Genomic DNA, 15395 nt, shown 5'->3' on the forward strand with positions numbered 1-15395 from the left:
TGTAATTCCACCTGTGGCGAAGCGGTCACCTCGACTAAACTAGCCTGTTTCACACTCATGTGCCGAAAAATCCAGCGCCATCCCGAATTCGTCGCCCGTGGGCCTTGGTGGCCGCCATCGTGTTTGCCGCCGCCGCCGTGCTCTACAGCGCGGCCTGGATGTACTACGTGCGCCAGGCGCCGCCGCAAGCCGCCGTCGAGTTGGGCTTTCAGAACGATTACCGTCAGGATCTCGGCGGTAACCTGATCACCTCGGTCGTGCCCGACAGCCCCGCCGAGCGCGCCGGCCTGAAGCCGAACGATTGCATCATCGCTGTCAATGGAAACAGCCTGGCAGCTTCGTTTGCGCCCGAGATCGCAGCTTGGATGGCGGCGCGGCCCGGTGACCCGGTTGAAGTGACCGTGCAACGTCCCGGCGAACCGCGTCCGCTGGTGCTGCACGCCACCTTTCGGGCACGCGTTGTCCCCGGCCCCACTAGTTACCTGCGCCTCGTTTCCTGGCTGGACGAGATTACCGCCTCGTTCCCGGTTTTCTTCCTGGTGGTCTTCCTGCCCGTGTTGTTCATGCGCCTGGAGGACCGCAACGCCTGGCTGCTGGCGTTCTTGTTCTGCGCCTTTGTAGCGGCGCCGAACGTGCCCAGCATGCCAACCGCGCCGGCGCCGCTGCGCAACTACATGTTCGCGTACCGTGCCCTTTTCGACGGCATGATCAGCGCCATGCTGTACCTGTTTTTCACCGTGTTCCCGACGCGGTCGCCGATTGATCGCCGCTGGCCCTGGCTGAAATGGGCTTTGTTCGCTCCCGCCATCGTAATAATCATTGGAGGGTTTCGCATCGGCGATCCGCGCACCCCGGCGTTTATCGTCCACTGGCTGGGGGAAGGGCCCGCCAACATCGCTCGACTGGTCTACCTGTACGCGACCGCGTTTCTCGGGTTGGTCGCGCTCGTCTCCACCGCCCGTTACGACTCCAGCCCGGAGACTCGGCGCAAGATACGCGTCCTGCTCTGGGGCACGGTGGTCGGCATCACGCCCGCGCTGATCGTCAGAAGCGTGCAGGACTTCGCTCGCTGGGATCCTCCCTTTTGGCTGAACTTGGCGTACACGCTGATGTTGTTCCTGTTTCCGCTCTCTTTCGCCTACGCTGTCGTCAAGCACCGCGTGCTCGACGTCCCCGTTCTGCTGAAGCGCAGCGCGCGTTACCTGGTGGTCGAGCGCGGTTTCGTGGCGCTGCTGCTGGTGATCGCTGTCGCTGCGACCATTCTGCTGGCCAATGCTTTTTCCTCGCGCTTCTCCGTCGGCGCGAAGGCTGCCATCCCCGTCGGCGCGACCTTCGGCGTGCTGCTTGTCTCCGCCGGCACGGAGGTTCATCGCCGCGTCCGCAAGCGCCTCGACCGAGCTTTCTTCCGCAGCGCCTACGACGCCCAGCAGATCCTCGAGGAACTCGCCGCGCGCACCCTCACCGTCACCAATCGGGAGGGCTTGGCCGCGCTGCTGGAGCGCCACATCCGCGACGCGCTCCATCCGCAGTCGCTCGCCGTGTACTTGCAGATGCCCGATCGCCGCCTCGTCGCGCAGTCGGGCGCCACCGCCGCCCGCGAGATCGCGCCGGAGATAGCGCAGCTTGCGTCGTCCGACGACAGCACGCAACCGATCGATCTCGAACCGGGCACACCCGGCGCCGATTCGCTGGGCGTGCTGCGCGCCGAATGTCTGGTGCCCATCCGCGGCGCCGCTGCCGGCGATCTGCAAGGGCTCGCGGTTCTGGGCCCCAGGCGGTCCGAGGAACCCTATTCCAGCAGCGACAAGCGGCTGCTCGCCTCGGTGGCGACGCAGGCCGGCATCGCCATGCGCAGCATCGCCATGGCCGAGAAGATGGCGGAGCGCATGGAGGCCGAACGCCGCGCCGCCCAGGAAATGGAAATCGCGCGCCAGGTCCAGGCCAAGCTTTTGCCGCAGCAGGCGCCCGCGTTGGCCACGCTCGATTGTGCCGGCAATTGCATCCAAACGCGCGCCGTCGGCGGCGACTATTACGACTTTCTCGATCTTGGCGCCGGCCGCCTCGCACTGGTGCTCGCCGATATTTCCGGCAAAGGCATCTCCGCCGCGCTGCTGATGGCGAACCTGCAGGCCAACCTGCGCAGCCAGTACGCGCTTGCCCTCGAAGACATCCCCCGCCTGCTGCGCTCCGTGAACCACCTCTTCTACAAGAACACCGAAACCCAGCACTACGCGACCGCGTTCTTCGCCGTTTACGACGACGAGACGCGCACCCTGCGCTACGTCAACTGCGGGCACAATGCCCCCATGCTGCTGCGCGCCAGCGGCGAAGCGGAGCGCCTGGAGGGGACCGCCACCGTGCTCGGCCTCTTCGAGCAGTGGGATTGCGAGGTGGGCCAGCGCCGCCTGTTTCCCGGCGATGTCCTGGCGATTTACACCGACGGCGTCACCGAGTCGGTCGGCGCCGGCGATGAAGAATACGGCGAGACCCGCTTGCTGCGCGTGCTGCAGGCCAACCGCAGCCGCTCCGCCCGCGAACTGATGGACGCTGTGATCGCCGACGTGCAACGCTTCAGCGTCGGCGAGCAAGCCGACGATCTCACGTTGGTGATCGCCCGCGTGCTCTAAGGGGCGCAGGTCCGCCGCCTTTGCACAGTTCAGCCGCCGCAGCAATATGCGCAGACCAGCCGCGCAGCGGCGAATGAAAATAATCCGGCCTTCAGTGCCGGGAAAACTGTCCTCACCGGGACAGAGTCCCGTAGGAGTCTGTGTCGTAGGTGTGCCGCGCCGCTGGCGCTCTGCGATATTGACCCACTTTCCCCACCGCTGCCGCGGTGGGCTAACGAATTCCGCACGCTTCGCGGGCTGATTTCGCGTGCTTCGGACCACTTTTTTCGTCACCTTGAGGTTACGACACAGATTGCGTAGGGACGGCTGAAAATCCCGGCTTCAGTGTGTTAACCTGCCGAGCCTAAAACTTCTCGCAACCGGACCACGCACATGAAACGTCGCACAGCAATCGTTCTCCTCGTTATCTTCCTCGCCGCTCTCACTTACGCCCAATCGGCGCCGCCGCAATCCGTTATCAGGCCGGCCGACAACCTGGTGACCGAGGGTATTCCGCCGATTCCCGCATCCCTCGCCGAGCAGGCCGGTCGCTATACCGAAGTGCGCAGCGCGACGGTCGCCGACTGGCACCCCGCGCGCCGCGAAATGCTGGTCCTCACCCGCTTCGGCGAGACCAACCAGGTGCACTTGGTCGGGATGCCGGGCGGCGCCCGCACTCAGCTCACCTTCTTCCCCGACCGCGTTTTCGGCGCCCGGTTCGAGCCGACCAAGGGCGACTATTTTGTTTTCCTGAAAGACATCGGCGGCGGCGAATGGTTCCAGCTCTATCGCTACGATCTGGCCTCCGGCGACATCACCCTGCTCACCGACGGCAAATCGCGCAACCTGGGCGCACTCTTCTCCCACGCCGGCGACCGCCTGGCGTACACCTCGACCCGCCGCAACAACCAGGACACCGACGTATGGATCATGAATCCGCTTGATCCCAAGTCCGACCGCATGCTCCTGCAACTCCAGGGTGGCGGATGGCAGCCGGCCGCGTGGTCCTTTGACGACAAGCAGGTACTGTTAGCGGAAGAGGTCTCCGCCAACGAAAGTTATCTCTGGCTGGTGGATGTTGCCGCCGGCCAGAGAAAACTGCTTACCCCCAAAGGTGGCGCCGAGAAGGTTTCCTACGGCGATGGCGCGTTCAGCAAGGACGGCCGCGGCCTCTACATCACCACCGACAAGGATTCCGAATTCCATCGCCTCGCCTACGTGGATCTTGCCTCGCTGCAGCACACCTGGCTCACCACCGACATTCCGTGGGATATCAGCAACCTCGAACTGAGCGAGGACGGCCGCACCCTGGCCTTCGTTTCCAACGAAAACGGCGCCAGCGTCCTGCACCTGCTGGACACCGCCACCCGCAAGCTGAGGCCAGCGACCAAGCTGCCGCTGGGCATCATCGGCGGCGTTCGCTGGCACAAGAACAGCCGCGATCTCGCCTTCACCATGACCTCGGCGCGCTCGCCCTCCGACGTCTATTCGCTGGACACGCAAGCGCAACCCGTGCAGCTCACTAACTGGCCTGGCCAAACCGCGACCCTGCTCAGCCGCTGGACGTACAGCGAAACCGGCGGCCTGAACACGCAGAATTTCTCCGAGCCGCAGTTGATCAAGTGGCGCAGCTTCGACGGCCGGGAAATCTCCGGCTTCCTCTACCGCCCGCCGGCGCGCTTCACTGGCAAGCGCCCGGTGATAGTCAACATTCACGGCGGCCCCGAGGGCCAGTCGCGCCCCGGCTTCATCGGCACCAACAACTACTACATCTCCGAGTTGGGCGTCGCCATGATCTTCCCTAACGTGCGCGGCTCCAGTGGCTTCGGCAAAACCTTTCTCAAGCTCGACAACGGCATGCAGCGCGACCACACCTTCAAGGACATCAATGCGCTGCTGGACTGGATTGCCGCGCAGCCCGACCTCGACAGCAGCCGCGTCATGATCATGGGCGGCAGCTACGGCGGCCTGATGACCTACGCCATCGCCACCTTCTACAACGACCGCATCTGCTGCTCGCTGCCGGTGGTGGGCATCACCAGTCTGGTCACGTTCCTCGAACACACCGAGGCCTATCGCCGCGACCTGCGCCGGATGGAGTACGGCGACGAACGCGATCCCAAAATGCGCGAGTACATGACCGCCATCTCCGCCTTCAGCAATGCCGGCAAGATTCATAAGCCGCTGTTCGCCGTCGTCGGCAAGAACGATCCTCGCGTGCCCTACACCGAGTCGGTGCAGATGATCGAGAAGATCCGCCAGAACGGGGCCCCCGTCTGGTTCCTCATCGCCAACGACGAGGGCCACGGCTTCGCCAAGAAGAAGAACCAGCAGTTCCAGTTCTTCTCCACCATCATGTTCGTGCGAGATTTTCTGCTGGGAGAAGGGAACGCGCCGGCGACGGGAAGGTAACTTGTTCGCCGCCGCCGAAAGCCGAAAGCCAATGTAGGTCAATTCGCTACGCCTGCGCATCCAATATCGTCGGAGGACGTAGCCCATGGCCTGCAAGCACACCGGCCAGATCAAGATCACCACCACCGCCAAACATGTCTGCGAAGACTGCGTGAAACTCGGCGATACCTGGGTCCACCTGCGCCTCTGCCTCTCCTGCGGACACGTGGGCTGCTGCGACTCCTCTAAGAACAAGCACGCCACCCGGCACTTCAAGTCGTCGCAGCATCCGCTCATCCGCTCGATTGAACCCGGCGAATCCTGGATGTGGTGCTACGTGGACGAGATGTCGCCCGGGGAACTGGACGCCGCCTAGAACTTTGCTTGCGGAGGGAACGCGAGGGCGCGTGTGCCACACGAGCGTGGCTCAAAATAAAAAGGCGGGCCGCAGTCCGCCTTCACTCTTCAATCAGAAATCTTTACGCTGGAATTGCTATCCTGCTTTCTCCATCACCGCGACGATCGCCAGGTCGCGCTTGTCCACCATCTCGCGCGTGACCTCGAAGTCCTTGATCCGCTTCTGGCTGGGCAGGTGATACATCAGGTCGAGCATCAGCTCTTCCAGGATCATGCGCAGCCCGCGCGCGCCCACCTTCCGGTTCAGCGCCTCGCGCGCGATGGCGTGCAGCGCGTCGTCGGTGAACTTCAGGCGCACGCTTTCGAACTCGAACAGCCGCTGGTACTGCTTGCTGATCGCGTTCCGCGGCTTGGTCAGGATTTCCACCAGCGCGCCTTCGTCCAGATCGTCCAAAATACCCACCACCGGCATGCGTCCCACAAACTCCGGGATCAGCCCGAACTTGATCAGGTCCTGCGGTTGCGCCTGCTGCAGCAACGCGGTGTCGCGCCGCTGTGGCGGAACCGTGCCTTCCGCCTGTTGTTGCTGGTCGCTCTTGAATCCCAGGCTCTTCTTGCCGACTCGCCGCGAAACCACTTTCTCCAGCCCGACGAACGCCCCGCCGCAGATGAACAGGATGTTAGTTGTGTCCACCGGGGTGAATTCCTGGTGCGGATGCTTGCGCCCGCCCTGCGGCGGCACGTTGGCGATTGTCCCTTCCAGGATTTTCAGCAGCGCCTGCTGCACGCCTTCGCCCGAGACGTCGCGCGTGATCGACGGGTTCTCGTCCTTGCGTCCGATCTTGTCGACTTCATCGATGTAGATAATGCCGGTCTGCGCCCGGCCCACGTCGCCGTCGGCGGCCTGCAGCAGCTTGAGGATGATGTTCTCCACGTCCTCGCCGACATAGCCCGCCTCGGTCAGCGTGGTCGCGTCCACGATGGCAAACGGCACGTCGAGCATGCGCGCCAGCGTCTGCGCCAGCAGCGTCTTGCCCGTTCCCGTCGGCCCGATCAGCAGGATGTTCGACTTCGCCAGCTCGACCTCGCTGTTGCGCTGGCGGTTCATGTGGATGCGCTTGTAGTGGTTATAGACGGCGACCGCCAGCTTTTTCTTGGTCAGGTCCTGCCCGATGACGTATTGGTCCAGGAACGCTTTCACTTCGGCGGGCTTGGGCAGATGGTCCGGCGCCGCCGCCGCATGCGTGTCACCGCGGTCGTCTTCCAGGATGGAATTGCACACCGCGACGCACTCGTCGCAGATGTACGCCCGCGGGTAGTCGCTGGGCGAAGAAATCAGCTTGGCGACCGCATCCTGCGATTTATGGCAGAACGAGCAGCGTAAGGTGTCCTCGGAACCTGACCGTGGTTTCACTGATGTGCTCCTGACCGGGTTACGCGTCGTGCCTTCCGGGCTGCGAGTCGAAGCGCATTCCGCAACCCGGTTTCCCACAACGCGCAACCAACAACAACTGCATTGTGCACCCAATCGCTGCACATTACCTTGTGACCGTCGTCACGGAGGGGTGTGCCCGCGGATACTCCCCCCTCACCGCGGCCGGTAAATGATGTCGTCGATGAGGCCGTACTCCTTGCCCTGTTCGGCATTCATGATGAAATCGCGCTCCACGTCCTTTTCCACCTTTTCCAGCTTCTGCCCGGTGTGCTTGGCCATGATCTGGTTCAGCAACTCCCGCATGCGAAGGATTTCGCGGGCATGGATGTCGATGTCGGTCGCCTGCCCGGAAAGTCCGCCCATGATGTGCGGCTGGTGGATCAGGATGCGTGAGTTGGGCAGCGCGAAGCGCTTCTTCGCCGCTCCCGCCGCCAGCAGCACCGCCGCCATCGACGCCGCCTGCCCGATGCAGATGGTCATCACGTCCGGCTTGATGTACTGCATGGTGTCGTAGATCGCCATGCCCGACGTGATCGACCCCCCCGGCGAGTTGATATAGAGCTGGATGTCCTTCTCCGGGTCCTCCGCCGCCAGGAACAGCAACTGCGCGATCACCAGGTTGGCGACGTTGTCGTCAATCGGCGTCCCGATAAAAATAATATTGTCGCGCAACAGCCGACTGTAGATGTCGTAGGCGCGCTCGCCCCGGCCGGTCTGCTCGATCACCATGGGAACTAGCATGAAATATGACTCCTTCTGTGCCCGACACGTTGGCCCCGAACAACCGTGCGCTTGGCTGGGGAGGACCGAAAACAGGCCCGCCTAGGCCGGCCTGCGGTAAAGATAATCGAGGGCTTTGTCGTTGCGCAGTCTATTCCGGATTCTATCCAGCGCGCCCTCACGCGTCAATCGAGCCCGGACCGCATCCGCCGTTTGTTTTGTCTGCGCAGCCAGCGCCTGCACTTCGTGGTCAATCTCCTCGTCGCTGACCTCAATGTGCTCGGCGTCGGCGATCTTGTCGAGCAGCAGCGATGCCTTCACCTCGCGCTCGGCGGCCTCCTTCTGCCCGGCGCGCAGGCGGTTGAAGTCCATCTTCTTCATGTCTTCGGAGCGCATGCCCTGGGCCGCCAGCGCCCGCAGTCCGCGCTCCAGCCGGATGTCAACCTGGCGGTCCACCAGCGCCTCGGGCACCGGGAAATCGTGCCGCTTGACCAGCTCGTCCAGGATCTTTTCCTTGCCCTCGCGCTCGGCGGCGTGCTGCTTTTCGTGTTCCAGGCCCTCGCGGATCTTTTGCTTCAGCTCGTCGAGGCTGTTGATTTCGCCGCCCAGTTCCTTGGCGAAATCGTCGTTCAGCTCCGGCAGGTGCTTCTGCTTGATCGCCTTCAGCGCAAGCGTGTACTCAAACGTCGTGCCCGCCAGCCGCTGGTCGGTAAAATCCGCCGGATACGAGACCTCGAAGGTCCGCTGCTCCCCGGGACGCGTGCCGCGCAGGTTGTCGGAGAACTCGCGCACCGTGTTCGCGCCGCCAACTTCCACCATGACGTCGTCCACCTTCACCGGCTTCGCCGCCCCGCCAGGCGCAACATCGGCGCGTGCCGGGGCGCTTTCTGTCGACCCCGCGGGCTTGGGAATGCCTTCCAGCGACACTTGCGCGTAGTCGCCGTTCTCGATCGCCCGGTCCTCGATCGCGGTGTACGTCGCCTGCTGCTCGCGCAGGCGGCCCAGTTGCTCCTCCACTTCCTGATCGGTGACTGCGGTATCCGGTTTCTCGACCGTCAACTCGTGGTAGCCGGAGACTTCGATTTCAGGAAGAACTTCGAAAGACGCCTTGAAGCGCAGCGGCTCGCCATCGGCGATGTGCAAATCGGTGACCCGCGGCTGCGACACCGGCACCAGCTTCTGCTCCTTCGCCTCCTGCTGGAAATAGCGGGGAATGAGCGACTCCACCACCTCGCTCTTGATCTCCTCGGCAAAGCGCTGCTTGATCACCGTGGACGGCACCTTGCCGCGGCGGAATCCCGGCAGGCGGGCGACCTTCTGCATCTTCTGGATCACTTTTTCGGTTTCACGGGAGACGATGTCGGCGGGAATTTCGACCTGAATCTCGCGGCGGGTGGCGGTGTTGGTCTCGGTTGGGCTCAAGCGATGTGTTGTTCCTGTACAGAAATCGTCGGATAGAGGTACGACAACCTATTGAATATAAGGCGCGGAGCGCGGGCGGTCAAACGGGGGGAGAGTTGCGAGTTGTGAGTTGCGGCCACCCGACAATCGCCACAATCAGCTCTGCTGCTCGCTCCGCCACGCGTCGAGTTGCTCGCGCACCATGGCGGCGTGGGGCTCTTCGATCTCTTCACAGATACTCAACGCTGCTTCAGCGCGGGCGATGGCCTGCCCGCGCTCACCCAATTTGTCGAGAGCCAGAGCCATGTTCCAAAGCGCGTTTGCTTCACCGCGCCGGTCACCGATCTCGCGCGCGATCTGCAGGTGCTGCTCGGAGTACTCGATGGCGCGGCGGGGCTCGCCCAAATTGCGGTAGGCAATTCCCAAGTTGCCCAGGTCCTGCCCTTCGCCCCGCCGATCGCCGATCTTGCGCGCAATCGCTAGAGCTTGTTCGTGATACCGGATTGCGCGGCGGGGCTCGCCCAAATCCGAGTAGGCAAGGCCCAGGTTGCCCAGCGCAATGCCTTCGCCGCGCTGGCCACCGATCTCGCGGTAAATCGCCAGAGCTTGTTCGTGGTACTCGATGGCGCGGCGGGTCTCACCCAAGTGAGTGTAGGCAGTCCCCAGACAGCCCAGCGCACTGCCTTCGCCGCGCCGGTCACCGATCTCGCGGTTAATGGCCAGAGCTTGTTCGTAGTACTCGATGGCGCGGCGGGGCTCGCCCAAATTGCGGTAGGCAATTCCCAGGTTGCCCAGCGCAGCGCCTTCGCCACGCCGGTCGCCAATCTCGCGGTCAATGACCAGAACTTGCTCGTAGTACCCGATGGCGAGGCGGGTCTCGCCCAAATTGCAGTAGGCGGTCCCCAGACCGCCCAGCACACTGCCTTCGCCGCGCCGGTCTCCAATCTCACGGGTAATGGCCAGAGCTTGTTCGTGATACTGGATGGCGCGGCGGGTCTCGCCCAAATCCAAGTAGGCATTGCCCAGGTTGCCCAGGTGCACAGCCTCCGCCAAGCGGTCCTTCAACCGCCGGGCGGCGCCCAGCGCTGCTTCCAGCCAGCGGACTTGTTCCCGCGCATGTTGGCGCAGACTCAGACAGTACGCACCTGCGTCCGGATACATGTTGCACAGCTTTGCGGCTAGTTCGTCCTCCTCCGCCTGCGCTGCCGCCCAACCCTGCCCCGCCCTTATGTTTCCCCACTCCACCTCAAACAACACCAGCCCCTTCTTCAGCGACTCCCCACCCTGCAGATACAGTTTGTCGGCGGCGTCGGTCACCGTGAGGTAATGTGCCGCGTGCCGCCCTTGCGCCACCGTCCGCTCCGTGCCGTTTAACCGCGCGTCGGCAAACAGTCGCACCAGATCGTGCAGCCGGTAGCGGCCAGCACTGAACTCCACCAGACTGTAGTGCAGTAGCTGCCCCAGCGCCTCCCGCCCCGGATCCTCCTCCACCTTCCAGACCGCTGCCGCCCCCGTCACCGCCCAGGTGTCCGCAAAAACCGCCAGCGCGCAGAACCGCTGCTGCAGCTCCGCCCCCAGCAACTCGTAGCTCAAACCCAGCGAGGCCTCCGTCGCCGTTAGCTTCAGCCGTTCCCTGGCATCCGCCAGCTTGCGGGCGTAGGCCACCGGCTCCAGATCAACCTGTACCGCCAACGCACTGCCCACCGTCCGCAGCGCCAGCGGCAGGTAACCGCAAAGCTGCGCCAGTCGAGCCGTCACCTCGTCCTTCTCCTGCTTGAGCCGAGATGCAATGCGCACCAGCAGCGCTATGGCATCGGCGGGCGGCAGCGTGTCCAGATTCTTCGCCATCAGTCCCGGCACCACGAAGTGCTGCCGCGAGGTCACCAGCAGCAGGCAGCCCGGCGGCGGCAGCAGCGGCGCCACCTGTTGCGCATCCTTGGCGTTGTCCATCAGCAGCAGGGCCTTCTGATTGTGCAGCACCGAGCGGTACAGGCCGCCTAATTCGCCCTCATCTTCGGGAAGTTTCGCCGTGGGATGGTAGGCGCGAATGATGTGCGCCATCGCCTCGGCGGGAGTGAGAGGTTTGTCCGTTACACCCTTCAGGTCGAGATAGAACTGCGCATCCGGGTAGCGCGGCGTCAGCTGCTCGGCCAGTTTCAGCGCCAGCGCGGTCTTGCCCACCCCACCCAGCCCTTGCAGGCCGGAGATGCTGACCCCTCCCTGCTCCACCGCCGTCAGCAGTTTCGTGAGTTCCTGCCCACGTCCGGTGAAGTCCCCCGGCGGCGAAGGCAACTGGTGCAGAGCCGACACGACCGGAGCGGCAGCTTCGATGATTATCTTGTCGCGACGGACAATGTCGCCCTGGGCTTGGACATGGTCGTGACCGACAACATCGTGGGCCTGAACCTGGCCGCCGCCGATGTTGACGCCCCCGGACTGGCCGTCGTTTCTTTTGTCGGACTCCATTCGGTCCCCTCTGCTCTGACAGCGAGTATTGGTTATCGCGGCCTAATGTCTAGCGTTGCACGAACGCAATGGCCGATGTGGGGGGCCTACTTACCCTGAATCTCATTTATGACAAACTTGGTGACAGGACCGGCAATCGCACCGAGGACTGGAGTAGCAAAGGCGCTAACCACACCGCTCACTGCTGCCGGAACAAGCTTAACCAGACCGTCTACCAATTTGGCAACGACACTGTCGTCGGCTTTCTTCCCCTTGGATGTTTCGGCCTTCAGTGCTTCCAATTGTTTGACAGCTTCGTTCTGCTTCTCGGGGGGTCCCGTTCGAATAGCTTCCATGACTGGGTGGAAAATCTGATCGAGCTGCGCCTGGGAAATTTCTGTGCCTACGATTTTGTCGCACCCAACTATATCTCCCCCGACGGTGACGCTCCCGCCGCTGATGTTAACTCCCCCGCTTTGTCCTTCTGTTCTCTTCTCGTCGTTCATTTTATTCTCCGTATTCCAGAGCTGGAATCGATAACCGCCAACCGAAAACCGGCTGCGCTGGCCTCCGGTTGGTCAGCCGTGTCAGGCTCCGCGGTGCTGGCTGCTGCCGCGACACAATAACAAGGGCCAGTGCGGGTCAGCACAAAAATTTGATCTGTTCCGAATTCGGAACACGTGGCGACATTCGGCCTTCGACAGGCGCGTGCACTCTTTTGCCGGCTGGCAATATGCAGACGGGCACCGCGCGGATTATTGCTTCGCGTCACCCCGCTGTGTTAAATGCTGCCCAAAATAGGGCAGGTGCGGAATGATCCAGATCGTGTGGGAATTCCATGTGCGCGAGGAGCAGCGCAGTGACTTCGAACGCCACTACGCCGACGGCGGCACCTGGGCGGAATTTTTCCAGCGCGATGCCGCCTACAAGGGCACACAGTTGCTCCACGACATCACCGACCCGGGCCGCTACGTGACCATTGACACCTGGGACGACGTGGATTCCTACGGCGCCTTCCGCGCCGTGAACCGCCAGGAGTACAGCGCTCTGGACCAGCAGATGGAGGCGCTGACCGAGTCGGAGAAGCGCTTGGGAGTGTTTCTTCAGTTGTGAGTTGAGAAATCGAGCGATCGGGCGATTTTTTTTCGATCCCCCGATCGCCAGATCCCCCGATCCTATAAAATGTCGTCCCGATGCCAGCCTGGTTGGATCAGCTCAACCGAGAAGTGATCGCGTGCACGCGCTGCCCGCGGCTGGTGGAGCACTGCCGCGCCGTGGCGCGCGAAAAGCGCCGCGCCTATCGCGAGTGGGAGTATTGGGGCAAACCGGTCCCCGGCTTCGGCGATCCTGACGCGCGCGTGCTCATCCTGGGACTGGCGCCGGGCGCGCACGGCTCCAACCGCACCGGGCGGCCGTTTACCGGCGACTCTTCCGGGAACTTCATGTACCCGGTGCTGCACGCCACGGGATTCGCCTCGCAGCCCAAAGGGACGCACGTCGGCGACGGATTGAAATTGAAGGACGCCTACATCACCGCCGCCGTGCGCTGCGCGCCTCCGCAGAACAAACCGGCGCCGGACGAGATCGCGAACTGCGCGCCGTTCCTCGATCGCGAGATTGCGGGATTGAAGAATGTGAAAGTGATCGTCGCGCTGGGACGGATCGGATTTGATGCCTACCTGAATTACCTGCGCCGCCGCGGAGAGCTGAAGAGCAAGAAGGAATATGTGTTTGCGCATGGCGCGCGCTACATGACGCCCGGCGGCAGGATTCTGCTGGCGTCGTATCATCCGTCGAACCAGAACACGAACACGGGCAAGCTGACGGAAAAGATGTTCCGGAAGATTTTCGAAGAGGCGAGAAGAGAGGCTTCAGGCGCCAGGGTCCAGGCTGCAGGCAAACACGGTTAAGTTCTTCATCCCACCCAGAATCGAAGCCCGCTTTCCAGAGCGCGTCCATCCAACAGTTCCGGACCAGAAATCGCCAATCACAATTCAAAAGCGCTCCAGGCGGGCATTCTCGATGAATTCGATCTCGAGCACGGCGACCCACTGCTGACCCAGGCGTTGCTTGAAGACGATACGTGCGCCAAGCATGCGGGCGATGAGTTCGGGTGGGAGGTCGCGGTGATAGCCGAAGAAGCGCTCCTGCAGCCGCTCCCACCCAGGCACGCGCAACAGGTGGCGCGGCTCGAACTTGGTGGAGAAGACAAGCGCGGCGCGGTAACTGGAGCGCGCGTCGGCAGCGCCGAGGATCTGCGCGCCGGAGAAGTCCTCGATGCGCACGATGGGCACAGCTTGGGGAACATAACCGAGCCAGGGACGCGTGAGTTCGTCGGAAGCAGGCCACGCGGTGAGAACGCGCCCCGCGGGATAGTGTTGCGCCACGAAAGCGTCGGCGGACTGGTGCAGCCGCACATAATCCGACCAGGCAAGATTGTCCTCGGGCGCAAAGCGGTACGGTGGTTCGGTGATCAGCGCCATCAGGAACCCCGCGCAGATGAGGGCGACGAACCCCGGCCACCACGGCAGGCGCCGGTACAGCGTGGATATGCAGACAATCACCAGCAGCGGGTAAACCGGAAGCAGGTAGCGCGCCAGGACGGCGCCGCCGAGGATGGAAAGCGCGACCACGTGAACCAGGATTAGCACGTAAAAGACTGCCTGGACGCGCGCCGCAATGGCCGGTGTGTGCACTCCGCTGTTGCTGACACGCGGCGGAAAGAACATGGCCACGGCGGTGGCCAGCGTCAGCAGGAACATGTTCATGTAGCCGAACAGGTGCCAGAGTCGCAGCGCGAACGCGGCCAGGAAGCGCACCGGATTGAGCGTGGCGCCCAGATTGTAGCGGAAGAATTCGGGGTTGCCGAAGACGTGTCCGGTGCGTGCGTAGTGGAAGGCGAACCAGGCGGCGAGGGGAACAAGTGAGAGAAGAATTTCAGTTTCGAGTCTCAGTCGCGAGAGGTCGACGGTCGACGGTCGACGGTCGATGGCAAAAGCAGATTCCTCGCGGCGCTCGGAATGACAATGCTTGAACAATCGTGTCGCACTGAATGCCAGGCGCACAACGGACCACGCGAACAACGCCAGCGGAACGAGGGCGGCGGTTTCTTTGGTGAGGCAGGCGAGAGCGAAAAAGATGATGGCGGCGATGCGGCGATCGGCGAGGTAAAAATATACGCCCCAAAGAATCAGGCCTGCGGCAGCGAGGTCGAGATGGGCCATCGCGCTTTGCGAGAAGAAAACCGGATACAGCGCGGTGCAGATGAGGGACGCGATGGCGACTCCTGTAGTGCTGACTTGGCACGCCAGACGGAAGACGGCAAGGAGAGTGAAGGCGGCAACCAGCAGGATGGCGCAGCGTGTGACCAGCGGCGAGTAGCCGAACATCTTCCAGGCGGCAGCCAGATACGCCATCAGCAGCGGCGGATGGGCGTTGCTCAGGGTTGAGCTTGGGATCAGCGTGCCCGTGACCAGGAGGTCGCGCGCGGCGGGAATGTAGTAGCCGGCTTCGTCCCAGAAGTAGGGAAGACGGAGGAGCGGAAAGTGAGTGAGGAGGAGGCCCGCAAAAAGCAGAAGCAAAAAAATTGCTGATTGTCGATTGCCGATGATTGATTTCGTCAAGAGCGGCGCGCGTGCGGAGGTCGTCGGCACGGCAAGGATGATACACGGACGTTCGAGGAGCGTGGTTGTGAGCCACAAACCTACGACGCGGGCGAGGGCGCCCGCGCCACATCGTCGCTCAGTTGACGCCGCCAGGGACGGTCATGTGCGGGTCGAGTTTGATCTCGCCGAAGGTTTTCTCGTATTGCGATACATTCTGCTGGAGGATGCTCATCAGGGCCTTGGCTTGCTGCGGGCTGAGATAGATGCCCTGGTAATTGCGCACCTCGACCTCGTTCTCGCTCGGCTGCTGGAGGGTGCCGAAGACAAGAAAGAAGTCCCAGACGTTCACGCGCACCTGGACGCTGTTGGCGTAGTTTTCGCGGTACTCGGCGGTATTGACGAGCTTGATGTTGGGTTGAGCTGGGAAGGCCATGG

General features: G+C 62.9%; 12 protein-coding genes. 5 read left to right on the forward strand and 7 right to left on the reverse strand.

Annotated elements, in window-relative coordinates; translation table 11 throughout:
* Window positions 1–107 precede the first annotated feature (107 nt).
* From LAN70_07650 to LAN70_07660, 3 genes are all read left to right on the forward strand, one after another.
* Complete coding sequence (locus tag LAN70_07650; GenBank protein MBZ5511032.1) at window positions 108–2627, forward strand: SpoIIE family protein phosphatase; 2520 nt, start codon at window positions 108–110, stop codon at window positions 2625–2627.
* A gap of 372 nt (window positions 2628–2999) precedes the next feature.
* Window positions 3000–5018 carry a prolyl oligopeptidase family serine peptidase gene (locus LAN70_07655; GenBank protein ID MBZ5511033.1) on the forward strand — a complete coding sequence of 673 codons (2019 nt, stop codon included), beginning with the start codon at window positions 3000–3002 and terminating at the stop codon, window positions 5016–5018.
* An 85-nt stretch (window positions 5019–5103) separates the two neighbouring features.
* Window positions 5104–5373, forward strand: coding sequence for a UBP-type zinc finger domain-containing protein (locus tag LAN70_07660; protein MBZ5511034.1), 270 nt, complete (start codon window positions 5104–5106; stop codon window positions 5371–5373).
* Between the two features lie 117 nt (window positions 5374–5490).
* Here LAN70_07660 and clpX read toward each other — a convergent pair whose 3' ends face one another.
* The 5 genes from clpX to LAN70_07685 form a co-directional block, all read right to left on the reverse strand.
* Complete coding sequence (gene clpX, locus LAN70_07665; GenBank protein ID MBZ5511035.1) at window positions 5491–6768, reverse strand: ATP-dependent Clp protease ATP-binding subunit ClpX; 1278 nt, start codon at window positions 6766–6768, stop codon at window positions 5491–5493.
* 174 nt (window positions 6769–6942) lie between these two features.
* Window positions 6943–7530, reverse strand: coding sequence for an ATP-dependent Clp endopeptidase proteolytic subunit ClpP (clpP, locus tag LAN70_07670; protein ID MBZ5511036.1), 588 nt, complete (start codon window positions 7528–7530; stop codon window positions 6943–6945).
* An 81-nt stretch (window positions 7531–7611) separates the two neighbouring features.
* Window positions 7612–8931: a trigger factor gene (tig, locus tag LAN70_07675; protein ID MBZ5511037.1), complete on the reverse strand. Its 1320-nt coding sequence runs from the start codon at window positions 8929–8931 to the stop codon at window positions 7612–7614.
* A 135-nt stretch (window positions 8932–9066) separates the two neighbouring features.
* Entirely contained in the window at window positions 9067–11376 is a 2310-nt protein-coding gene (locus LAN70_07680) for a tetratricopeptide repeat protein (GenBank protein MBZ5511038.1), read from the reverse strand.
* Window positions 11377–11462: 86 nt separating this feature from the next.
* Window positions 11463–11861, reverse strand: a complete 399-nt coding sequence (locus tag LAN70_07685) for a hypothetical protein (protein MBZ5511039.1) — start codon at window positions 11859–11861, stop codon at window positions 11463–11465.
* 307 nt (window positions 11862–12168) lie between these two features.
* Between LAN70_07685 and LAN70_07690 the strand changes: the two genes are divergently transcribed.
* Both LAN70_07690 and LAN70_07695 read left to right on the forward strand, forming a co-directional pair.
* Window positions 12169–12468 (forward strand): antibiotic biosynthesis monooxygenase, encoded by a 300-nt coding sequence (locus tag LAN70_07690; GenBank protein MBZ5511040.1) that lies wholly within the window; start codon window positions 12169–12171, stop codon window positions 12466–12468.
* 80 nt (window positions 12469–12548) lie between these two features.
* On the forward strand, window positions 12549–13265 hold the full coding sequence (locus LAN70_07695; GenBank protein MBZ5511041.1) for a uracil-DNA glycosylase: 717 nt from the start codon (window positions 12549–12551) through the stop codon (window positions 13263–13265).
* 84 nt (window positions 13266–13349) lie between these two features.
* On the opposite strand, the gene LAN70_07700 is transcribed toward LAN70_07695, so the two are convergent.
* A complete protein-coding gene (locus tag LAN70_07700; protein ID MBZ5511042.1) occupies window positions 13350–14936 on the reverse strand; it encodes a glycosyltransferase family 39 protein in 1587 nt (528 codons plus the stop codon).
* A 160-nt stretch (window positions 14937–15096) separates the two neighbouring features.
* On the reverse strand, window positions 15097–15393 hold the full coding sequence (locus LAN70_07705; protein ID MBZ5511043.1) for a DUF3467 domain-containing protein: 297 nt from the start codon (window positions 15391–15393) through the stop codon (window positions 15097–15099).
* Window positions 15394–15395: the final 2 nt, after the last annotated feature.

Source organism: Terriglobia bacterium (assembly GCA_020072845.1).
In the GTDB taxonomy this organism is placed as follows: domain Bacteria; phylum Acidobacteriota; class Terriglobia; order Terriglobales; family Acidobacteriaceae; genus JAIQGF01.